Raw genomic sequence first — 21,266 nt, forward strand, 5'->3', positions numbered from 1 at the left:
ACCGGTGAGCCCGTCACCGTCCAACCCGGCGAACAGCCCTTCTAACCAGCACAACTCGAAAGATCAGCCGTTACACCACTTCCGGGGACTTGACCATCGTCGCTAGCCGGATCGCTAGCGCCGCCACCATCCCGGGGCTCGCAGGGAGGGACTGCCGGACAGCCATCGCATGATCGGTGTCTCCCTCCGTGTCCCTCGCGCTCCGTCGCCGACAACGTTAGGCCCCTGCCGCGCCCCGGGCAACGCGATTAAATCCGTGAACCCGGGGACTCCCCGCCGCGTAGTACCGCTGCCCCGCACAGGGACGGGGACCCCCGACGAGAAGGCGAGCGCCACCATGCCCGGAATCCCCCTCGGCTATTCCCCGGCCTGGCTTGCCCGGACGATGCGCGACGAACGGCACCTGCTGCGGGACCTGACCCGGGCGAACCTCAACCTCGGCGTCGTGTTCGAGCAACCACAGGCCAGCTCACACCGGCCCGGCACGAGCCCGCTTGCCCAGATGTACCAGTGGGCCACCAGCAACCAGGACTACTCGCTGATCGAGCGGCTCACCCTGGACAAGGCGGGCGGCAGCGGCCGGCATCTCTACCGCGCCCAGGAATTCCTCGAGGGTGTGTGCGCCCAGGGCACCAACGTGTACGAGTACATCCGCCAGGTCAGGGGCACCGCCGATCGGATGACCACCAGCGAGCACTTCGCCACCACGCTGCGCCTGCTCGACGACGACCGGGACATCCACCGGGGAAAACTGTTCCAGGCGCTCCGCGCCAAGCTGACCGCCGACGACAAGCACCCCGCGCAGGCCGCCGCGGAGGCGAAGATCGTCGCCGAGCGCCTGTTCGGGCACCATCAGGCCTCCCGGGACAAGCCGTGGGTCAGGGAGCTCGACCGGCAGTACGACAAGCAGACGCGGGCCGTCCAGTCGTCGACGCGCGCCTCGGCAGCGCTGCAACCGTCCTCGGTCGCGACCAGCGCCGCCCCCGCCCCGGCTCCGGGCGAGATCCCGCCGACGTACAGCTGGAGCAGCAACCAGATGGGGCTCGGCCGGTAAGGGACCGGACTTTCCCACCGAACCGGATTACATGACTCGACGAAGCGTCATGACCTCCACGGCCACCGGCTCTCCGACGGTGGCGGGCCGGTCCTTCGTGATCGGCTGAGGAGAGCGGTCACGACTGCTGATAGACGGCGGCGGAGAGGCCGCACTCCTGGTCGTGGAACAGGTAGTGGCAGCCCTCCGCCGCCTCGCCCCAGAGGTCCGAGCCGGTGATCATCCCGACGAACGGCATGGTCCGGTCGCAGCGTGGGCACGCGGGGAACTCCGGGTCCTGAATCCAGTCCGGGAAGCCACCGAGCGTCGAGTTCCCCGCGCTCCACGCACTGGCCGCCCACGGCGTCGGGCGCGGCGCCCCGATCCGGAGCGGCTCCGCCTCGGGGAAGCCCCAGCCGTCCGCCTCATACCCGAGGAAGCCGGGCCTCGTCTGCCCGGCGGCGAAGCTCCCGCCCTCGGTGTAGTAGGTCGTGTAACAGCCGCAGCGGACGCAGGTCCAGACCGCGAACGGCCCGGGGGCGAGCAGGCCGGGCAGCAGCGCGCCGTCCGCCTCGAGGAGGCAGAGCAGGGGCATCTCGCACCACCCGCAGAGCTCACCGAAGGGCCCCGAGGTGACCGCGCCGGTGACGATCGGCCCGTCGGCGGCCGGGTCCAGCGCGTGCGCCGAGCGGCTGACCAGGTCGCGGCGTTCCCCGTCCGGCCCGAGCTCCCAGCCACCCGCGTGGCCGGCGCCGTCGAGGGGGACGGTGAGCCAGGACGGCGGGTCGGCCGCCCAGCCGCGGATCGCCTCGACCGCGGCCCGGGTGCCGCTCGCACCGAGCACGTGAAGATACGCCGGATTGTCCGCGCGGCGCACCAGCTCGGCCGCGGTCTCCTCGGTCATCCCCTGGTAGAAGGCCGCGACCCAGAACACCCCCGACACCGCCAGCCGCAGGTGGAACGGCGCGATCAGGTCGGGACGGACCCGCGCCACCTCCTCGAGACGGGTCGGGTCGTCGTCCTCGCAGGCCTCGTCGACCATCCGCAGCAGCTCGTCGTCGCTGATCTCCACGGCGGGGACCCTATCGCCGTCGTACGACAGAAATGGTTTGCCGGGGCGATCGCAGGACACAGACAGGAGGGGGAACCGACCGAAGGAGATCTCGTGAGTACCGCAGAACGCCCGCCCACCACCACGGACGCCGGGATACCCGTCGCGAGCGACGAGCACTCGCTCACCGTCGGACCGGACGGCCCGCTGCTGCTGCAGGACCACTACCTGATCGAGCAGATGGCGGCCTTCAACCGGGAGCGGATCCCGGAGCGCCAGCCGCACGCGAAGGGCGGTGGCGCGTTCGGCACGTTCCGGGTCACCCGGGACGTGAGCGGGCTGACCCGGGCCGCGGTCTTCCAACCGGGCGCCGAGACCGAGGTGCTGATCCGTTTCTCGACCGTCGCCGGGGAGCGGGGCAGCCCGGACACCTGGCGCGACCCGCGCGGCTTCGCGGTCAAGTTCTACACCGCCGACGGCAACCTGGACATCGTCGGCAACAACACACCGGTCTTCTTCATCAAGGACCCGATGAAGTTCCAGCACTTCATCCGCTCGCAGAAGCGGCGCGCCGACAGCAACCTGCGCGACCACGACATGCAGTGGGACTTCTGGACGCTGTCGCCCGAGTCGGCGCACCAGGTCACCTGGCTGATGGGCGACCGGGGCATCCCGCGCACGTGGCGGCAGATGAACGGGTACGGCAGCCACACGTACATGTGGATCAACGCGGACGGCGAGCGGTTCTGGGTGAAGTACCACTTCAAGACCGACCAGGGCGTCGAGTGCCTGACGCAGGAGGACGCCGACGAGATGGCGTCCAAGGACACCGACTTCCACCAGCGTGACCTCTTCGAGCACATCGCGGACGGCGACTTCCCGTCGTGGACGCTGCACGTGCAGGTGATGCCCTTCGAGGACGCGAAGAGGTACCGGTTCAACCCGTTCGACCTGACCAAGGTCTGGCCGCACGGCGACTACCCGCTGCGGGAGGTCGGGAGGCTCACGCTGAACCGGAACGTGACCGATTACCACACCGAGATCGAGCAGGCCGCGTTCGAGCCGAACAACGTGGTGCCGGGGACCGGCCTGTCGCCCGACAGGATGCTGCTGGCCCGGGGATTCAGCTACTCCGACGCGCACCGGGCCCGGCTCGGCGTCAACTACCGGCAGATTCCGGTCAACGCGCCGAAGGTGGAGGTGCACTCGTACTCCAAGGACGGCGCGATGCGGATCACGAACGTGACCGATCCGGTCTACGCACCGAACTCGTACGGCGGTCCGCAGGCCCAGCCGGCGCTGACCGACGACGGCGGCAAGTGGTACGCCGACGGCGAGATGGTCCGGGCGGCCGCGACGCTGCACGCCGAGGACGACGACTGGGGCCAGGCCGGCACGATGGTCCGGGAGGTGCTCGACGACGCGGCCCGCGACCGCCTGGTGAGCAACGTGGTCGGCCACCTGCTCAACCGGGTCAGCGAGCCGGTCCTGCACCGCGCCTTCGACTACTGGCACCACATCGACAAGACCATCGGTGACCGCATCGAATCAGGCGTCCGCGCCCAGCAGACCTAAGATCAGAACCGCTTTCCGGTACGACGTGAGAACCCGCCCCCGGCACCTATCGGGGGCGGTTCCGGATCCCGTCCAGCGCGAAGTCCAGCACCCGGTTCCGCTGGTCCTCGTCGACGAACGCGGCCGACATGAGCCCCGAGATCAGCCGGATCACGTCGTCGAAGCTGGCGTCCGCGCGCACCTCCCCGGCCTCCCGCGCCCGGTCCAGCAGCGGCTCCCCGGCCTGGTACATGCTCCGCCGGCAGGACTGGAAGAGCTCCGACTCCCGGTTCAGCGCGTCGATCACCGCCCGTTTGGTGACGATGTACCCCGCGAACCGGTCCAGCCACGTGCGCAGCGCCTCCCACGGCGGCAGTCCGGCGACCGCCGCGGCGACCACGCCGAGCTGGTTCACCTCGTCGACGTAGACGGTCTCGAACAGGTCCTTGCGGGTCGGGAAGTTCCGGTACAGCGTGCCGATGCCGACCCCGGCGCGCCGGGCGATCTCTTCGAGGGAGGCGTCGGCGCCGTCCACCGCGAAGGTCTCCCGGGCCGCGACGAGCAGCGCGTCGAAGTTGCGCCGCGCGTCGGCACGCGCCGGACGGCGGACGGCGACGGGCAGATCGGTCATCGAGAGCCTCCTCACATCACCTCCGGGGAAAACCGGTTGCGAACCGGAGGTACCCCTCCACTAATCTGGAGGCATGCCTCGACTTTACCAGGCGACTCCCCGTGCCATCTTCGCGGTTCTCGCCGCGGCGGCGGCCGCGTTCGCCCTCATGCAGTCACTGGTCACCCCGGTGCTGCCGACCATCCAGCAGGACCTCCACACCACCACCGGCACGGTGACCTGGGTGCTCACCGCCTGGCTGCTCGCCGCCTCGGTGGCCACCCCGCTGATGGGCCGGATCGCCGACATGATCGGCAAGGACCGCACGCTGCTGGTCGCGCTCGCCGCGATCGCCCTCGGCTGCCTGATCGCCGCCCTCGCGCCGAACGTCACCGTGCTGATCGTCGCCCGCGTCGTACAGGGCCTCGGCGCCGCCGTCTTCCCGGTCTCGTTCGGCATCATCCGCGACGTCTTCCCGCCGGCCCGCGTCTCGTCCGCGATCGGCACCCTCGCCGCGGTGATCGCCACCGGCAGCGGCATCGGCATCGTGCTGGCCGGCCCGATCGTCGGCGTCCTCGACTGGCGCTGGCTGTTCTGGATCCCGATGGCCGCGGTGCTCGTCGTCGGCGTGCTGGCCTGGCGATTCGTCCCGGCCTCCCCGGTACGCAGCCCCGGCCGGGTCAACTGGCTCTCCGCGGTCCTGCTCTCCGGCTGGCTGGTCGCCCTGCTGCTCCCGCTGAGCAAGGGCAACACCTGGGGCTGGACCGCCCCGCGCACCCTCGGCCTGCTGATCGCCGCCGCCGCGCTGATCGCCGCCTGGCTGGTCACCGAACTGCGCTCGGCCGAGCCGTTGATCGACATGCGGATGATGCGCCTGCCCGCCGTCTGGACCACGAACCTGGTCGCGCTCCTCTTCGGCGCCTCGATGTTCGGCGTCTTCGCCTTCCTCCCCCAGCTCATGCAGGTCCCGGCGGCGTCCGGCTACGGTTTCGGCGCCAGCGTGACCGGCGCCGGCCTGCTGATGCTCCCGATGCTGGTGGCGATGGCCGTCTTCGGCTCGCTCAGCGGCCCCCTCACCCGTTGGATCACCAACAAGGCCCAGCTCCTGTACGGCTCCGCGCTCAGCACGGTGGCCACTCTCTCCCTGGCGCTCTTCCACAGCGAGAAGTGGGCGGTCGCCACGGCCGCCGGCGTCTTCGGCATCGGCCTGGGCGTCATCTACTCCTCGATGGTGAACCTGATCGTCCAGAGCGTCCCGATGCACCAGACCGGCGCCGCCAGCGGCATGAACACCAACATCCGCACCATCGGCGCCTCCATCGGCACCGCCCTGGTCAGCTCGGTCGTCACCGCCCACCCGGGCGCACACAACCTCCCCGCCGAGTCGGGCTACACCGAGTCCTTCCTCCTCCTCGCCGTCGCCAGCACGGCCGCCTTCCTGGTCGCCCTGCTGGTCCCCTCCGGCACCCGCTCCCCCGAGCAGACCCCGGCCACCCCGCCGGTCCTCCCGGAGCTCACCCCCGTCGAGGCCTGAGCCCGGCCACGGCCCAGCCCAGCCCAGCCACGGCCACAGCCACGGCCACGGCCACGGCCACGGCCACAGCCACGGCCCAACCACGGCCCAACCACGGCCACGGCCCAGCCACGGCCGAACCCGGCCACGGCCCAACCCCGGCCCGGTCCGCTCGCCGGGCCCCGACAGAGGCATGCCGGTGACGGCCGCAAGTGACTCCCCCTCCGGCGTCGCTTGCGGCCGTCGCCCGTTCACGTGTCGATGACGAGCGCCACACCCCCTCGGTTCAACTGATCAGTACCGCCACTCCCTCCGCCGTCTCGGGATGGGCCGCGAGCAGCCCGGCGACGGCGGCAATCCCGCTCCCGCCGGCCACTCCGCTCCCGCCGGCAACCGCGCTCCCGCCGGCAACCGTGGCCACCCCGATCCCGGCCTCGCCCGGCAGATCACCGAGCGGGGACCACTCGCCCGCGCAGCCGAGCAACGCCGCCACCGCGTCCGTGGTCTCCGGGTTCCCGGCCAGCAGCCTCCCGACCGGCCCGGCGTCGCCCGCCCGTGCCCCGCCCGCGCCACCCGGCATCGGGCCCAGACCACCCGGTACCGCACCCGCGCCACCCGGCATCGAGCCCACACCGCCCGGCGCGACGCCCGCACCGCCCGGCATCGAGGCCCCGGCCGCAGCGGCGCGCTTGGCCGCCCACGGCGGGGTCCACGCGTCCAGAGCCGCCAGCCCCGCCGGGAAGGTCCGCCCCGCCTCCCGGGTCAGCACCGGCACCAGCTCGGCCGCCTGCGACTTCAGCGTGGTGATCAGGGTCGGCAGCCACGGCAGCAGCACCCGGTCCGGCAGCCGTCCGAACGCCTTCGACAGCGTCTCCACCACGAACGGCGCCAGCCGCGGGACCGGCTCCAGCGCCTGGACGAACCCGCTCACGTACTGCGGGAACGCCGGGACCACCAGCGGGTTGCCGAGCAGTTCGTCGACGCGTACGCGAAGCTCCGCCAGGCCAAGCGCACCCAGCTGGTGCCGCGCCGCCCAGAGCAGGGCCAGCTTGGCCGGTGTCTCGGGGTGTGACTGGCGGACCGCGAGCTCCAGCTGGGTCCGGTCACAGCCGAGCGAGAGCGCCAGGCTCTCCATGCTGAACAGGAACCCGAGCATCGCCCCGACCTGCCGGACCCCGGTCTCCTCCTCGACGAACGCGGTCGGCAGCAGGGTGCAGTAGTGCGCGTACCCCTCGGTGACGAACCGCTCGCACCAGGACGGCAGGGCCGGCCGGGTGGAGCGGTAGTAGGCCAGCAGCCGCCGGATCCGCCGCAGCACCACCGGCGCCTCGTCCACGGTGCGCTCGGCGGCCAGCAACTCCACCGCCCGCGCGCCGAGCTCCTCGGTGAGACGCGGGCTCTGCAGGAAGAGCAGCGAGTTCTCCACCGCCTTGAGCGCGCCGGCCGCCGTCGCCTTCGGGTCCCAGGCGTCCCGGCGCAGCCGCTGCTCCAGGACCTGCTCGACGGTGACGCCCTCGTAGCCCAGCTCGATCACCGTGCGCTGGTGCCGGCCGAGGTCGAGGTCCCAGCTCTCCTGGATGTGCTTCTCGCCCAGCCTGCGCGACCCCATGATCGGCCGGACCGCGTGGTCGGGAAGCAGGTAGCGCAGCATCCAGAGCAGCCGGGAGCAGGCGGCCAGCTCGGGCCGGGCGGCCATGTCGAGCAGCGCGCGCTGGATGCTGCGCTGCTCCAGGTTGAGCCCGAGCGGCTCCAGCCGGTCGTAGACGTCGCGGGCCAGCGGCGGCAGCGCTTCATACCCGACCTGGCCGATCCGGTCGCCGCCGAGCAGGATCTCGCAGAGCCGGCGCACGTCACGGCGGCCCGGCACGGTGTCCTTCTCGATGCAGGTGACCGCCGCGTCCTGGAAGTCGTACGGCGTCGGCCGCGCCCGCCCGCGCATCCCGGCCAGCAGGATCGACGTCTCGTAGACCGCGATCGCGTCGGCGGTGCTCGCCAGGTAGCCGTTCTTGCGGGCCAGCCGGACGATGTCGACGCACCAGCCGCGCAGCTCCTCCTCGTCCAGCCCGTCGAGGTGCGGCGGGCCGCCGAGGTAGTCGCTGAGCTGGTCGGTGACCGGCCCGGACCCGGCGACCGGCGGCGGCAGCGGCTTCGGTGCCCGCTTCCTGGCCCCCTTCTGACCCTCCAGCTGGAACGGCGTGATCCGGAACCGGTCGAGTTGCTTGCGCCAGGTGGCCGCGGCGATCGACACCGAGCCGGGTGCCAGCCCGAACTGGGCCTCGATCGCCGAGTGGCTGGACGGGATCAGACCGTACAACCAGGTGGTGCCGGTGCGCGGGGTGATCGGGAAGTCCGGCGTGGACGGGTCGGACCCGGCCTCGGCGACCCGGCTGGCGGCGTGGAAGGCGCCGCAGACGTAGAGGCAGCCGGCCCGGTCCGCGCCGGTCGCGGCGAGGTGCTCGCGGATCCGGGTCCACATGTACCGCTCGCGGTCCTCGTCGGACGCGTACCGCCGGGTGTCGTGCGGGGCGAGCCGCCGGAACAGGCTGCCGACCAGCACCATGACCTGCCGGTACGTCTCGTAGGAGGCCCCGGCGAGCGGCTGCTCCACGTACTGGTCCCACCACTCCGACCAGTGCCGGACCCGGCCGTGGTGCAGCAGGTGCTCCTCCAGTTCGGCGAAGCGCGGCCGCAGGTCGCCGATCTCCACGCCGACCGCGTCGCCGTGCAGGTCGTCCTCGGCCTCCGTGTCGGCGGACCCGGTGGCCGCCGGCGACGGGGTGTCCCACTGGAAGACGTGGTCGGTCGACCGGTCCACCAGAACGAGCTCGACGCCGGGGGTGGAGAGCGCGTACGAGATCGCCTGGTACTCCGCCGAGGACTCGGTGACCGGCGCGATCACCGAGAGCGGCGCGGACTCCACCGGGAACCCGTCCAGCTCCGAGGCGAACGACTGCAGCGCCACCGGCAGCCGGCAGTTGCGCAGCTCGGCCAGGAGCGGCCCGAGGTCCTCGCAGAGCTCCAGGTAGATCACCTTCGGCTGCTTCTCGCGCAGCCGCCGGACCATGGCCAGCGCCGAGGCCGGCGAGTGGTGGCAGACCGGGAAGATCTCCAGCGGCTCGCGCAGCGCGTGGTCCACGTCGTCGACGATCCCGGCCAGGATCTCCGGCAGCGCGGCCGGGCCGCCGCCCAGCTCCTCGGCGGCACCGAGCAGCTGGGCGCGCAGCGCGTCGAAGGGTCCCCCACTCATGAGAGGGTCGCGATCGCCTCGCGGCCGCCGTCCAGGAAGCCGGTCCACTCGCCGCCCTTCTCCTGGCTGCGCGGCTCGACCACGCCGTGCCAGTACTTGTTGAGGATCGCCAGGTCCTCCGGGCTGCGCCGGGCGAGCGACCCGACCAGCGAGCCGGCCAGCGTCTGCGAGGTCAGCGCGGCCGCCCCGAAGAAGTTGCTGTGCAGGATGGCGTCCTCCAGCACGCCGATCTGCTCGGCGGTGGAGAGCGCCGACTCCAGCCGCTCGTCGTCGCTGCCCGCCGAGGCGGCGGCGGCCCGCAGGTCGGCGAAGCTCTGCAGCAGCACGTCGAGCAGGGTGGGCGGCACCTCCAGCTCGATGTTGTGCCGGCGCAGCAGTTCCTCGGTGCGGAAGCGGACGATCTCCGCCTCGCTCCTCCGGTTGGTCACCACCGGGATCCGGACGAAGTTGAAGCGCCGCTTCAGCGCGGAGGAGAGGTCGTTGACGCCCCGGTCCCGGCTGTTCGCGGTGGCGATGATGCTGAAGCCGGGCTTGGCGAAGACGATGTTGTCGTCGTCCAGCTCCGGGATCGACACGTACTTCTCGGAGAGGATCGAGATCAGCGCGTCCTGGACGTCGCTGGTCGACCGGGTCAGCTCCTCGAAGCGGCCGATCACGCCGCCCTCCATCGCCGTCATGATCGGCGACGGGATCATCGAGGCCCGGGACTGCCCCTTGGCGATCACCATCGAGACGTTCCACGAGTACTTGATGTGGTCCTCGGTGGTCCCGGCGGTGCCCTGCACGACCAGCGTGGAGTTGCGGCTGATCGCGGCGGCGAGCAGCTCGGCCAGCCAGCTCTTGCCGGTACCCGGGTCGCCGATCAGCAGCAGGCCCCGGTCCGAGGCGAGGGTGACGATCGAGCGCTCGACGAAGCTGCGGTCGCCGAACCACTTCGGGCTGATCTCCCGCTCCAGCCCGTCGGCGCGCTCCGAGCCGAGGACGAACGTCCGCACCATCTTCGGGCTGAGCCGCCAGGAGAACGGCTTGGGCCCGGTGTCGATCGACTCCAGCCAGTCCAGCTCCTCCGCGTACTTGACCTCGGCGGGGGCGCGCAGCATGTCACTCATCGGGGGTCTCTCCTAAACCGTTTCAGAATGCGAGGAAGTTCTTGAGCTCGACGACGAGCTTCTTGACGCGCCCGGACAGGACCGGGGTGCCCTGGTCCTTGAAGCGCTGGCGGAACCACGGGTTGACGCTCTGGTGGCCGCCGCTGCTGACCGAGCCGACCGGGATGAACCGGGCGCCGGAGCGGTGGATGGCGGCCATCCCGGTGAAGACCGCCTCCTGCTGCCACTCGTAGAAGTCGGAGATCCAGACGACCACGGTGTTGCGCGGGTCGGTGATCTTCGGCCGGGTCAGCTCGAGGGCGACCGTGCCGTCGGTGCCGCCGCCGAGCTTGGTGCGGAGCAGCACCTCGAACGGGTCGTGCACCCACGGGGTCAGGTCCAGCGCGCGGGTGTCGTACGCGATCAGGTGCACGTCCACCTTGGGCAGCCCGGTGAAGATCGAGGCGAGGATGGTGCAGTTGACCATCGCGTCGACCATCGAGCCGGACTGGTCGACCACCACGATCAGCTTGGCCGGGGTGACCCGCTTGGCGGTCTGCTTGTAGAAGAGCCGGTCGACGTAGAGCCGTTCGTCCTCCGGGCTCCAGTTCGGCAGGTTCTTCCAGATCGTGCGGTCCAGGTCGAGGTTGCGGTACACCCGCTTCGGTGGGATCGACCGGTCGATCGTCCCGGCGCTGGCCTGCGCGACCTGGGTCCGCAGCACCTCGGCGACCTCGTCGACGAACCGCTTGATCAGCGACTTGGCGTTGGCCAGCGCGACGCCGTCCAGGTTGTCCTTGTCGCGCAGCAGCTGCTCGATCAGCGACATGCTCGGGGTGAGCTGCTTGGCCAGTCGCGGGTCGGCCAGCACCTCGCGCAGCTGCATCCGCTTGACCAGGTCGGCCTCGATCCCGGCGAGCGCCCTGCCCAGCTCGGGGGCGGAGAAGCCGTCACCGGTCCCCGTCCCCGCGACCGTGCCGCCACCGCCGCCGGACCCGGCCCGCCCGCGTAGCCGCCCCGCCTCGCAGCCCAGCGCCCGCTCGAACCAGCCCGCGTCCGCCTGCCAACGGGCGAGCTGCTCGGCGGAGACGTTGCCGGAGCCGGTGCCGAAGACGTTGAGCAGCAGTTTCGATGCCAGGGCCGCGCGCCGGACCTCGCCCTCCCGGTCGTCGCCGTCCGGGGACATCAGGCCGTCGAACTCGGCCTCCAGCTGCGGATGCCGCTGGACCACGGTGTCGATCGAGACCTTCGGGTCGAGCAGCGCGACAGGCAGCCCCAGGTCGCCGACGACCGCGACGCTGGCCGATTCCAGGGCGGCCTGCTCCTCCGGGTCGAAGAGCCGGGACAGCAGCCGCCAGTAGAGCACCTGCCGGCGGTTCTCCTCCGCCGTGTTCCCCTCGTTCCCGGTCATCGCCGCAGCAACCTTCCCGCGCGCTCGCGCAGCACCTCGACCGCGGTGCCCGCGGCCGCCTCGGCCTTGGCCGCCTTCGCCTCGGTGGGGCCGAGCGCCCAGTCGCCGGTGTGCGCCGCGACCGGCTTCTTCCTGACCACGGCCTGCACGGCCAGGGGCTGCACCGCCCAGCGCCCGGCGTCCCAGCGCAGCAGCCCGAGGCAGGCGGTCGAGGCCGCGACGAGGGCCGGGGTGAGCGGCCCGGCGGCCGGCAGCCGGTCCCGGTCGACCGCGACCGGGACGCCGCCCAGGTCGAGCGAGTCCGGGCCGGCCGTGTAGCCCTCCAGCAGCACCGGCTCGGCGATCGCGGCAGGGTGCCGGTCGAGCGGCGCGACCGGCGGCAGCACCGCGGTCGCCAGCAGCACCCGGGCCGTCGCGAACGGGTCGGCCGGCTCGCCCGCGGTCGCGCACGCCTCGTCCCAGAGCAGGTCGCCCGCGGCGGTCAGCGGCATCCCGGCGATCTCGATCGACCGGTGCCCGGCCAGCGCGCCGCGCAGGACCGGGAACCCGGCGAGCATCCGCCAGGCGGACGGCCCGGTGATGGTGTCCACCTTGGCCGCGGCCACGCTCGCCCGGACCAGCCGCACCGTCCCACCGGCCTCGAGCAGCCCGTGCACCTGGGCCCGGAACACCGTCGGGTGCTCGTGCAGGTCGGCACCGAGGATCAGCAGCCGCCCGTCCACCGGGACGGCCCCGAACACCGGGTACGCCGCCTGGCAGAGCAGCAGCGCGCGGGTCCAGAGGTCGGCCCAGCGGCGCACCGGGATCCGCTCCAGCGTCGCGACCGGCGCGGCGGCGCGCAGCTCGGCGCCGAACCCGTCGAGCAGCACCGCGAGCCGGCGCGCGGACGGCTCGCCGAGCAGCGTCTGCACCGCCGCGGCGCCGCCACCGGCCAGCTCGTGGTCCACCCCGCGCCACCCGGCGATCGCCAGCTCGCGCAGCCAGGACCGGCCCCCGCCGAGCGGCGGACCGGCCGGCGCCGGCTCGCCCTCGGCCGTCCACGGCTCCCGGGGGCGGCCCAGCGAGCCGAGCAGCGCGTCGTGCGCGGCGCCCAGCAGCGCGGTGCGCGCCCCGGCCAGCACGATCAGGTTCTCGTCGGTCACCGTCCCCGCGATGATCTTGCCGATCGCGTCGGCGATCCGGTCGGCCGGCGGCGAACCGGCGAACGCGGCGGCGATCGCCTCGAGGGCGGCGGCGCGCTCCTCGTCGATCCGGGCCAGGCCGTGGACCAGCACGTCGTCGAGGCCGTCGACCAGTGCGAGCGTCTCGCCGAGGCCCGATGGTGTCGTCAGGGTGAGCATCAGGACACCGCCCCGGCCGCCGGGAACCACTGCAGCTCGGGCAGCGGTTCGTTGCTCGGCGGCGTTTCGAGGTAGGCCAGGTGGCGCAGGAAGCCGCTGAACACCTCGGCGGCCCGGTTCGGCGCGGTGGTGGTGTGCAGCCCGGCCCAGAGATCCTCCTCGCCGGCCGCGAGCTCCACCTTCAGATACCGCGCGACGCGGGCCAGACCGTACTGAGCGACGGCGGCGTCGGCGAGCGCCCGGAGGTGCCCGCAGGCCCGTGACCCGCCACTCAGCCCCCCGCACGGCCGGTTGTTGTTGGTGTTGCAGCTCAGCCCGTGATCACCCGCGGTGATCGACGAGACGTAGACCCGCTCCACGTCCGAGCCGCTCGACACCACGCCCTGCAGCCGTCCCTCGGCCAGCTCCACGAACGGCACCTTCGCCAGCTTCCGCACGGTCACCGGCGCGATCACCGCCGCGGCGCTGCGCCGTTCGTAGCCGGCGCCCTCGCTAGTCACACCCTTCCCCCTCCCTCTCGAGTGCCGCCAGTTCTACCGAAAGGGTCTGACAAAACCACGAGCAGGCCCCCCGACCTGCACCTCCTCTTCTCCCGTACGCCCACTCGCGCCCCGCCCCGGCCGAAGACCGGCGCCGTCGTGCCCCGCGAGGCCCCTGCCTCCTCCGGGCCGTTGCGCGCTCCCGCTCCCGGCTGGCCCTCAGGGGTGTCTCGAGGCGGGTCACCGACCCCTGACGACCAGCCGGGAGCGGAGGCGCGCAACGGCCCGGAGGAGGCACGGACCTCGCGCAGGAGTGACACAGTGTGACGCGACCGGCCCGGTGCACGAGGAGCGTACGATCACCATCAGGCGGAGACGGTGAGTGGCGTCCCGAAGGCCGGAGTGGCGACGGGCTTGCCGAAGTAGTAGCCCTGGCCGAATTCGTAGCCGAGTTCGCGGAGGTAGGCCGCCTGTTCGGCCGTCTCGACACCCTCGGCGACGGCGTGCAGGCCCAGGCCGTTGCTGACGTGGATGAGGGCGTCGACGATGACCGCCGGGCCCTCGCCGGTGATCTCGTCGACGAACGACTTGTCCACCTTGAGGACGTCGACCGGGACGGTACGCAGCAGGCCGAGCGAGGAGTGCCCGGTGCCGAAGTCGTCGAGCGCGATCGCGATGCCCGCCTGGTGCAGCGTCTCCACCGCCTGGACCGCGGTCCCGCCGTGGAAGAGGGCTGTCTCGGTCACCTCGACCAGCAGCGAGGACGGCTCCATCCCGGTCTCGGCGAGGATGCCGGTCACCACCTCCGGGAAGCCGGGCTCGCTGAGCTGACGGGCGGAGACGTTGACGCTGATGTAACGCGGCGCGTCCGGGCCGAGCTCCCGGCGCCAGGCCATGTACTGCACGCAGCTGGTCCGCATCACCCACTCGCCGAGTTCGACGATCAGGCCGTTGTCCTCGGCGACCGGGATGAAGTCGGCGGGACTGACGAAGCCGCGGACCGGGTGGATCCAGCGGACCAGGGCCTCCACCGCACGGATCCGGGCGTCGCAGAGCGTGACGATCGGCTGGTAGACGACGTGGAAGTCGCCGTCGTCGAGGCTGTGCCGCAGGTCGGCGCCGAGGCGGGCGGCCGCGTCGGAGCGCTCGTCCAGCTCGGGGCTGTAGACGGTGATCTGGCTGCCGGCGGCGCGGGCGGCGTACCGGGCGGTGTCCGCGCGGCGGATCAGCTCGGCGGCGTCGACGCTGCCCGCGACCGTGCTGTCGGCGATCCCGAGGCGGGCGTGCAGCAGCAGCTCGTGCTCGCCGGAGACGACCGGCTGGCGCAGCATGTCGATCAGCCGGGCGGCGACCGCCTCGCCCTCGCCCGGCTCGATGTCGCAGGCCAGTACCGCGAACTCGTCGGCGCCCATCCGGGCCACCGTGTCCACGTCGCGGACGCAGGTCCGCAGCCGGTCGGCGACCGCGACCAGCGCCTGGTCGCCGGCCGCCCGCCCGAGCCGGTCGTTGACGTGCTTGAACCCGGCCAGGTCGACCATGACCAGCCGGCACGGCGTCCCGGCGACCGCCACGGCGGCGCTCTCCTCGAAGGCACGCCGGTTCGGCAGCCCGGTCAGGTCGTCGCGCATCGCCAGGTCCCGCAACCGGGTGGCCTGGCTGCGCACCCGGGCGATGTACCCGGACATCCGGGTCACCACCAGCATGAACAGCGCCATCGAGCCGATCGCCACGGTCAGCCAGCTCAGGCTGCCGCCGCCGCGCTCGCCCTGCACCAGCAGGATCGCGGGGACCAGCAGCATCGAGGCGGTGAGCACGACCAGGCGGCTCCAGCCGAGGCTGTCGCCCTCGGCGGCGGGCGCGGCGGCCATCGACGGGTGCGCGGCCGCGGCGGCGAAGAAGACGTACGCGAGCACGTACCCGGCGTAGACGAACGAGCCCGCCCAGGACATCGTCTCGGGCAGCAGGGTGTAGATCGCGTTGCAGGTCAGTGTGAGCATGCTGCCCACGGTCAGCAGCCAGATGCTGGCCGTCCGCGGCCCGCGCCGCAGCAGGATCGGCACGATCACGGCGAGCAGCGCCACCCCGGCGGTCGGATAGCCCGCGGTGACCGCCCGGGTCAGCGCCGGCACCCCGTCGTCGGTGACGATCGGGTCGATCACGAACGTCCAGTACACGATGCCGACGCTGATCGCGACGATCGCCGAGTCGATCAGGTTGCCGGACCAGACCGGCCCCCGATGCCGGGTCAACCGGAAGAGCGAGACCAGCAGCAGCGGGTACGCGCCCAGATAGAACGCGTCGGCCCAGGACGGGTACGACAGATCCTGGAAGACCAGCAGGCGGGTGGCGTAGACCAGGTCCCCGGCGAACCAGGTGACGACACCCGCGGCGAAGACGTACCACGCCGTCCGCTGGGCCGGCCGGTGCCGGCGGGCCCCGGCCACCATCACCACGCAGCAGGCCACCGAGATCAGCGAGGAGAGGGTCACGGCCGGCCATCCGTAGGGCAACAGCGCATTGCCCACGGTGACGGCCGCACCGCAGATCAGCCAGGCGAGCCACCCCGGGACTCGCCGCGTTCGGGTCACATCTGCCCAGTTCGGCAGAGTCCGACCGGAGTTGAGCGCCATTCTCAGGAGCGTCCGACCTTTGCCGATGACCCCCGGCGTGAAAGCCACCCGGGTCTGCCTGGCCCTCGCCGGAGTAGCCGTCGCCTGGTTCGCGGTCTGGCTGGCGCGCCCGGTCGGCCCGGCGGCGCTGCTCTGGGTGACCATCCCGTGCTACGGCCCGCTGGTCGCGGTGGCGTTCCGGCGGCTCGCCCGCAATCCGGCGCTCCCGGCGGCCACCCGGCGCTTCTGGCGGCATCTGACCCCGGTGCCGCTGCTGGTCGCGGCCGGGCAGAGCGCCCAGGCGATCGACGTGCTGCGGCATCCGGAGGCGCGGGTGGCGTACACCGGGCCGGTCATGCTGGCCCTCGACGGCGGTGCGCTGCTGCTCGTCTGCCACGCCCTGGCCCGCCTGCCGCTCGGCGCCCGCCGCCCCGGCACCACCACCCGGATCGCGCTGGACGCCGGCACCGTCGCCCTGGCCGCCGCCGTCTTCATCTGGCACTTCGGCGCCCGCCAGGGCCTGGCCGGTGACGTCGACGGCCAGGTGATCGCCTCGATGCTGCTCGCCGTCCTCGCCACCCTGGCGGTCTTCGCCCTGGCCAAGGCGGTGCTCTCCGACTACGCCCCGGTCGACGGCCGTGGCCTTCGCCTGCTCGGGGCCGGTGTCTTCGTCGGCGCGCTCGCCCCGATGGCCCAGCCGCTGCTGACCGCCGTCGACCCGCGCCTCTACGTGGCCCAGATCCACCTGCCGATCGTGTTCTGCCTGGCCATGTTCGCCGCCCGCTCACCCGCCCCGGCCGCCACGCGGGCCGTCAGCCGGCGTCGCGCGTACAGCCTGCTCCCCTACTCCGCGATCGCCGCCGTCGACGTCCTGCTGCTCGCGGTGGCCTGCGGCGACCGCGCCGACATCGAGGTGGTCGCGGTCGGCGCCGTCCTGCTCACCGCCGTCGTGGTGACCCGGCAGATGACCGTCCTGCGGGACAACGCCCGCCTGCTGGAACAGCTCGACCACACCGCGACCCACGATCCGCTGACCGGCCTGGCCAACCGTGCCCTCTTCCAGGACCGGCTGGCCGCGGCGCTCGCCACCGCCCCGGTCCAGGTGGCCCTGATAGACCTGGACGGTTTCAAGGAGGTCAACGACACCTGCGGCCACGAGACCGGCGACCTGCTCCTGACCACGGCGGCCCGCGTGCTCACCGAGGCCGTCCGCCCCGGCGACACGGTGGCCCGCCTGGGCGGCGACGAGTTCGTCCTCATCCTGCCGGGCGCGACCCGCCCGGAGGCGCAGGAGTTGGTCGGGCGGGTACTGATCGCGCTGGACCACCCGGTGGTCGCCGATGGCCGTACCCTTCGGATCCGCGCGAGTATCGGCCTGGCCACCGGCGTCCCGGGCGACGAGCCGGTCACCGTGGTCCGCCGCGCCGACCAGGCGATGTACGCGGTCAAGCGGGAGCGGGCGGCCGCCTGAGCAGCTCGTGGACGTCCACGACGACCATGCTGTCTGCTCCGGCCTATGCACCCCCTCCCGAAAATGAGACGCAGGAATCCTCAACACATCGAGATCATCCGATGATGCCGATCAGGCGGGGCGGTATTCGACCTCGGGACGGCCCGGGCCGCCGTAACGCGGGCTGCGGCCGACGCGGCCCGCCTCGGCCAGGTGTTCCAGGTAGCGCCGTGCCGTCACCCGGGACGTGCCCGTGCGGGCGGCGACCTCCGCCGCGGACAGGCCTGCCGGGGCGGCCAGGCCGCGCAGGACTACGAGGATCAGGTCGAGCGTGCGCGGGTCCAGGCCCTTGGGCAGGCTCTCCGGGGCCTGGCCGCGCAGCGTCGCGAAGACCCGGTCGACCTCGTGCTGGGCCGCCACCTCCGGGGCGGCGAGCAGCTGGTCGCGGTAGCGGGCGTACCGGTCCAGCTTGTCGCGGAACGCGGCGAACGTGAACGGTTTCAGCAGGTAGTGGGTGACGCCCAGGGCCACGGCCTGGCGGACCATGGCGATGTCGCGGCTCGACGTCACCGCCAGGACGTCGGCGGTGCCGCCCGCCGCGCGCAGGGCCCGGGCCAGGTCCAGGCCGTGGCGGTCCGGGAGGTTCAGGTCGAGCAGGATCAGATCGACCTCCTGCGTACGCAGCAACGACATCGCCGTACGCGCCGAGTCGGCGACGCCGACCACCTGGAAACCGGGGATCCGCTCGGTGAACGCACGGTGGGCCTCGGCGATCAGCGGCTCGTCGTCGACCACCAGGACGCGGATCATGCGGGCACCGGCAGGCGTACGGTCAATATCGCTCCGCCGGAGGAGGGCGAGTCGATGCGGTAGGTACCGCCGTAACGGTCGGCGACCTGGCGGACCAGGGAGAGCCCGACGCCGCGGCCCTCGCCCGGCTTGGTCGACCAGCCCCGGCGGAACGCGGCTGCGGCCTGCTCCGGGCTCAGGCCGGGGCCGGTGTCGGTGACCCGGACCAGCACCTCGTCGCCGTGCTGGCGGACCAGCACCCGGACCCGGCGCGGCGGCTCGGCGGCGGCGACCGCCTCGAGGGCGTTGTCGACCAGGTTGCCGACCACGGTGAGCAGGTCACGGCCGGGCAGCGCGGGACCCTCCAACCGGGACTCGGCCTCCACGGTCAGCTCCACACCGCGCTCGCCGGCCTGCGCGGACTTGCCGAGCAGCAACGCCGCCAGCGCCGGCTCCTGCACCGCCCCGACCACCTGGTCGGTCAGCTGCTGCGCCAGTTCCAGCTCCGCGGTCGCCAGCCGTACGGCCTCCGCCGGCTTCCCCAGCTCGACCAGCGTGACCACGGTGTGCAGCCGGTTCGCCGCCTCGTGCGCGCTGGCCCGCAACGCCTCGGTGAGTCCGCGTACCGAATCGAGCTCTCCGGTCAGCGCCCGCAGCTCGGTGTGATCGCGCAGCGTGAGCACCGTGCCGAGGGTGCGGCCCTCGAAGCGGGTCTCGCTGCGGCTGGCCACCAGGATCCGGTCACCGGCCAGGATCGGCTCGTCGACCATCGGCCGGCGTTCGGCGATCAGCTCGGCCATCTCGGCAGGCAGGTCGGCGGGGCCCTCGGCGGGGGCCGCGAGCAGTCGCCGTGCCTCGTCGTTGATCAGCTCGACCCGGCCGTCGCGACCGGCGACGACGAGTCCCTCCCGGACGGAGTGCAGGACCGCGTCGTAGTACTCGTACATCCGGGTCATCTCGGCCGGGCCGAGACCGTGCGTCTGACGGCGCAGGCGGCGGCTGAGCAGCCACGCGCCGAGCGCGGCGAGCAGCAGCGCGACGGTGGTCGCGGCGGCGACCGCCGGGACCTGCCGCAGCAGGACCCGGTTGATGGCGGCGTTGGTGATGCCGACCGACACCAGGCCGATGATCCGCCCGCTCGCCGACCGGACCGGCATCACGGTACGCCACGAGTCGCCGAGACTCCCCTCGTACTCCTCGACCACGGTGCCCCCGGCCAGCGCGGCGGCGACCGACCCGGCGAACGGCCGGCCGATCAGCTCGGGCCTGGGGTGCGTGTACCGGGTCCGGTCGGGAGCCATCACCACGATGAAGTCGGTACCGGTGGCGTGCCGGGTCGCCTCCGCGTACGGCTGGAGCACCGCGGACGGGTCGTCGCCGGCCAGCGCCTCGATCACCACCGGGGAGAGCGCCAGCGTCGAGGCGACCGCCTTCACCTCGTCGACCGCCGCGTTGCGCGCGTCCCGGCGGGCCAGCAGCACCACGCCGACCGAGCCGAGGGCGACCAGCAGGGTCACCACCAGCACCTGCAGCGCGAAGAGCTGCCGCGCGATACTCCAGTGTCGGGCCAACCCGTCCCCCGTTTCAGGATGATGAACAGAATGACCGTAATCGTGATTCGGGCTGAGACCTAGACCACAGTGCGGGGCATGAAGGATCGCACCCGCTACCTGTACCCGGCCGTCATCGTGGCGGTCGTCCTCGGTATCGCGGTCGGCCTGCTCGCACCGGACACCGCGGTGGAGCTCAAGCCGATCGGCACCGGCTTCGTCAACCTCATCAAGATGATGATCAGCCCGGTCATCTTCTGCACCATCGTTCTCGGCGTCGGCTCGGTCCGGCAGGCCGCCAAGGTCGGCAAGGTGGGCGGTCTGACCCTCGCCTACTTCCTCGCCATGTCCACCGTGGCGCTCGGCATCGGCCTGGTCGTCGGCAACCTGCTGCACCCCGGCTCCGGCCTGCACCTGGACGCCGCGATCGCGGAGGCCGGGCAGAAGCAGGTCGGCGACACCGCGTCGGAGACGACGCCGGACTTCCTGCTCGGGCTGATCCCGACCACCCTGGTCTCCCCGCTGGTCGGCAGCGAGGTGCTGCAGACCCTGCTGGTCGCGCTCCTGATCGGATTCGCGCTGCAGAGCATGGGCGAGCGGGCCGAGCCGGCGCTGCGGGCGATCGGCGTCTTCCAGCGCCTGGTCTTCCGGGTGCTCGCCATGCTGATGTGGCTGGCCCCGATCGGCGCGTTCGGCGCGATCGCCGCGGTGGTCGGCTCGGCCGGCGTGGACGCGCTGATCAGCCTCGGCCAGATCATGCTCGGCTTCTATCTGACCTGCGCGATCTTCGTGTTCGCGGTGCTCGGGTCGCTGCTCTGGCTGGTCGCGCGGATCAACATCTTCGTCCTCTTCCGCTACCTCGCCAAGGAGTTCCTGCTCATCCTCTCCACCTCGTCCTCGGAGTCGGCGCTACCCCGCCTGATCGCGAAGATGGAGCACGTCGGGGTGAGTAAGCCCGTCGTCGGCATCGCGGTGCCGACCGGGTACTCCTTCAACCTGGACGGTACGGCGATCTACCTGACCATGGCGTCGCTCTTCATCGCCAGCGCGATGGGGAACCCGCTCTCGATCGGCGAGCAGGTCTCCCTGCTGCTGTTCATGATCATCGCGTCGAAGGGCGCGGCGGGGGTCACCGGCGCCGGGCTGGCGACGCTCGCCGGCGGCCTGCAGACACACCGGCCGGAGTTGGTCGACGGGGTCGGTCTGATCGTCGGCATCGACCGGTTCATGTCCGAGGCGCGGGCGCTGACCAACTTCGCCGGCAACGCGGTGGCGACCGTGCTGATCGGCGTCTGGACCCACGAGTTCGACCGGGACCGGGCGAACCTGGTGCTGGCCGGCGGCGACCCGTTCGACGAGGCGACGATGCTCGACGACGACCACGGCCCGGCGGCACCCACCGCCACGGCCGCACCCACCCCCACCGCCACACCCGCGGCCTCCGTCGCCACCGCGCCCACCGCACCCTCCACCTCATCGGATGAGTCCGCATGATCCGGCTGGAGGCCGACGGCACCGCACGGCGCGTCCCGCCGATCGGCG

At 72.4% G+C, this 21,266-nt stretch carries 15 protein-coding genes; 5 read left to right on the forward strand and 10 right to left on the reverse strand.

The genetic code is table 11. The features are described from left to right. The first annotated feature begins 337 nt into the window (after window positions 1-337). The gene (locus tag AB0M08_RS44505) at window positions 338-1,054 is read left to right on the forward strand and encodes a hypothetical protein (RefSeq protein ID WP_364507489.1); all 717 of its coding nucleotides are present in this window, start codon (window positions 338-340) and stop codon (window positions 1,052-1,054) included. Window positions 1,055-1,172: 118 nt separating this feature from the next. Here the strand turns inward: AB0M08_RS44505 and AB0M08_RS44510 are convergent, their stop codons facing one another. Next, window positions 1,173-2,105 (reverse strand): hypothetical protein, encoded by a 933-nt coding sequence (locus AB0M08_RS44510; protein ID WP_364507491.1) that lies wholly within the window; start codon window positions 2,103-2,105, stop codon window positions 1,173-1,175. A gap of 93 nt (window positions 2,106-2,198) precedes the next feature. Between AB0M08_RS44510 and AB0M08_RS44515 the strand changes: the two genes are divergently transcribed. Next, window positions 2,199-3,659 carry a catalase gene (locus AB0M08_RS44515; RefSeq protein ID WP_364507493.1) on the forward strand — a complete coding sequence of 487 codons (1,461 nt, stop codon included), beginning with the start codon at window positions 2,199-2,201 and terminating at the stop codon, window positions 3,657-3,659. A 46-nt stretch (window positions 3,660-3,705) separates the two neighbouring features. Here the strand turns inward: AB0M08_RS44515 and AB0M08_RS44520 are convergent, their stop codons facing one another. Further along, a complete protein-coding gene (locus AB0M08_RS44520; protein ID WP_364507496.1) occupies window positions 3,706-4,269 on the reverse strand; it encodes a TetR/AcrR family transcriptional regulator in 564 nt (187 codons plus the stop codon). A gap of 73 nt (window positions 4,270-4,342) precedes the next feature. Between AB0M08_RS44520 and AB0M08_RS44525 the strand changes: the two genes are divergently transcribed. Next, window positions 4,343-5,782: an MFS transporter gene (locus AB0M08_RS44525; protein WP_364507497.1), complete on the forward strand. Its 1,440-nt coding sequence runs from the start codon at window positions 4,343-4,345 to the stop codon at window positions 5,780-5,782. A 265-nt stretch (window positions 5,783-6,047) separates the two neighbouring features. On the opposite strand, the gene AB0M08_RS44530 is transcribed toward AB0M08_RS44525, so the two are convergent. The 6 genes from AB0M08_RS44530 to AB0M08_RS44555 all read right to left on the reverse strand — a co-directional run bounded on the left by AB0M08_RS44530 (window position 6,048) and on the right by AB0M08_RS44555 (window position 15,815). Beyond that, entirely contained in the window at window positions 6,048-9,008 is a 2,961-nt protein-coding gene (locus AB0M08_RS44530; protein ID WP_364507498.1) for a DUF5682 family protein, read from the reverse strand. Then, window positions 9,005-10,117 carry an AAA family ATPase gene (locus AB0M08_RS44535; RefSeq protein ID WP_364507499.1) on the reverse strand — a complete coding sequence of 371 codons (1,113 nt, stop codon included), beginning with the start codon at window positions 10,115-10,117 and terminating at the stop codon, window positions 9,005-9,007. Before AB0M08_RS44535 ends, AB0M08_RS44530 begins: the two co-directional genes overlap by 4 nt. 22 nt (window positions 10,118-10,139) lie before the next feature. Then, window positions 10,140-11,507 (reverse strand): VWA domain-containing protein, encoded by a 1,368-nt coding sequence (locus tag AB0M08_RS44540; protein WP_364507502.1) that lies wholly within the window; start codon window positions 11,505-11,507, stop codon window positions 10,140-10,142. Further along, complete coding sequence (locus AB0M08_RS44545) at window positions 11,504-12,847, reverse strand: hypothetical protein (protein ID WP_364507505.1); 1,344 nt, start codon at window positions 12,845-12,847, stop codon at window positions 11,504-11,506. The genes AB0M08_RS44540 and AB0M08_RS44545 overlap by 4 nt, the downstream gene beginning before the upstream one ends. After that, a complete protein-coding gene (locus AB0M08_RS44550; protein ID WP_364507507.1) occupies window positions 12,847-13,347 on the reverse strand; it encodes a hypothetical protein in 501 nt (166 codons plus the stop codon). Before AB0M08_RS44550 ends, AB0M08_RS44545 begins: the two co-directional genes overlap by 1 nt. Window positions 13,348-13,691: 344 nt before the next feature. Beyond that, window positions 13,692-15,815 carry an EAL domain-containing protein gene (locus AB0M08_RS44555; RefSeq protein ID WP_364507509.1) on the reverse strand — a complete coding sequence of 708 codons (2,124 nt, stop codon included), beginning with the start codon at window positions 15,813-15,815 and terminating at the stop codon, window positions 13,692-13,694. Between the two features lie 166 nt (window positions 15,816-15,981). On the opposite strand from AB0M08_RS44555, the gene AB0M08_RS44560 reads away from it, so the two are divergent. Next, window positions 15,982-17,406 (forward strand): GGDEF domain-containing protein, encoded by a 1,425-nt coding sequence (locus AB0M08_RS44560; RefSeq protein ID WP_364507521.1) that lies wholly within the window; start codon window positions 15,982-15,984, stop codon window positions 17,404-17,406. A gap of 111 nt (window positions 17,407-17,517) precedes the next feature. On the opposite strand, the gene AB0M08_RS44565 is transcribed toward AB0M08_RS44560, so the two are convergent. Then, the gene (locus tag AB0M08_RS44565) at window positions 17,518-18,195 is read right to left on the reverse strand and encodes a response regulator (protein WP_364507512.1); all 678 of its coding nucleotides are present in this window, start codon (window positions 18,193-18,195) and stop codon (window positions 17,518-17,520) included. Next, window positions 18,192-19,745 (reverse strand): sensor histidine kinase, encoded by a 1,554-nt coding sequence (locus AB0M08_RS44570; protein ID WP_364507515.1) that lies wholly within the window; start codon window positions 19,743-19,745, stop codon window positions 18,192-18,194. Before AB0M08_RS44570 ends, AB0M08_RS44565 begins: the two co-directional genes overlap by 4 nt. Window positions 19,746-19,823: 78 nt before the next feature. On the opposite strand from AB0M08_RS44570, the gene AB0M08_RS44575 reads away from it, so the two are divergent. After that, window positions 19,824-21,218 (forward strand): cation:dicarboxylase symporter family transporter, encoded by a 1,395-nt coding sequence (locus AB0M08_RS44575; protein ID WP_364507518.1) that lies wholly within the window; start codon window positions 19,824-19,826, stop codon window positions 21,216-21,218. The last annotated feature ends 48 nt before the right edge of the window (window positions 21,219-21,266 follow it).

Source organism: Actinoplanes sp. NPDC051851, from assembly GCF_040681165.1.
Taxonomy (GTDB): domain Bacteria; phylum Actinomycetota; class Actinomycetes; order Mycobacteriales; family Micromonosporaceae; genus Actinoplanes.

Excerpts from the sequence above, each read along its gene's own strand:
- AB0M08_RS44520 (WP_364507496.1), bottom strand. The coding sequence starts at position 4,269 with ATGACCGATCTGCCCGTCGCCGTCCGCCGTCCGGCGCGTGCCGACGCG.
- AB0M08_RS44560 (WP_364507521.1), top strand. The coding sequence starts at position 15,982 with ATGACCCCCGGCGTGAAAGCCACCCGGGTCTGCCTGGCCCTCGCCGGA.
- AB0M08_RS44575 (WP_364507518.1), top strand. The coding sequence starts at position 19,824 with ATGAAGGATCGCACCCGCTACCTGTACCCGGCCGTCATCGTGGCGGTC.
- AB0M08_RS44525 (WP_364507497.1), top strand. The coding sequence starts at position 4,343 with ATGCCTCGACTTTACCAGGCGACTCCCCGTGCCATCTTCGCGGTTCTC.
- AB0M08_RS44565 (WP_364507512.1), bottom strand. The coding sequence starts at position 18,195 with ATGATCCGCGTCCTGGTGGTCGACGACGAGCCGCTGATCGCCGAGGCC.
- AB0M08_RS44535 (WP_364507499.1), bottom strand. The coding sequence starts at position 10,117 with ATGAGTGACATGCTGCGCGCCCCCGCCGAGGTCAAGTACGCGGAGGAG.
- AB0M08_RS44545 (WP_364507505.1), bottom strand. The coding sequence starts at position 12,847 with ATGCTCACCCTGACGACACCATCGGGCCTCGGCGAGACGCTCGCACTG.
- AB0M08_RS44505 (WP_364507489.1), top strand. The coding sequence starts at position 338 with ATGCCCGGAATCCCCCTCGGCTATTCCCCGGCCTGGCTTGCCCGGACG.
- AB0M08_RS44530 (WP_364507498.1), bottom strand. The coding sequence starts at position 9,008 with ATGAGTGGGGGACCCTTCGACGCGCTGCGCGCCCAGCTGCTCGGTGCC.
- AB0M08_RS44540 (WP_364507502.1), bottom strand. The coding sequence starts at position 11,507 with ATGACCGGGAACGAGGGGAACACGGCGGAGGAGAACCGCCGGCAGGTG.